The sequence below is a fragment of the Gardnerella sp. C0684A1 genome, assembly GCF_055326835.1.
The window spans coordinates 1-249 of the sequence record NZ_JBLTSX010000067.1 but is presented as its reverse complement, the minus strand read 5'-3'; the positions used below and the strand labels follow the sequence as shown (position 1 = coordinate 249).

Sequence of the window (249 nt, the reverse complement as noted above, 5' to 3'; positions counted from 1 at the left end):
CCATAGACCAACGTGACGAATCCGAGCTTCCTCGGGCGCCTTGGCCGTGTCTTTCACTGGTTCTGGACCGGCATGGCAGTGCTCGCCTTTGTGATCGGGGCTGGCGTCACCATCGCCGCCCACTTTGAGCATCAAGCTTCAAAGCGCGCCATTGCGGACTGGGATAGACGGCATGCCCCAAGGTACGACGTTGATGGGGTTCCACCGGCGATCGTCATGCCGGCGGGCTACGCGGACGACGCGCGACCC

Annotated in this window: 1 protein-coding gene; it reads left to right on the top strand. The window is 63.5% G+C overall.

The genetic code is table 11. The features are described 5' to 3' along the window. Positions 1–12 precede the first annotated feature (12 nt). On the top strand, positions 13–249 hold a 237-nt coding region (locus ACNEUN_RS06370), incomplete at its 3' end, for a hypothetical protein (RefSeq protein ID WP_463631609.1).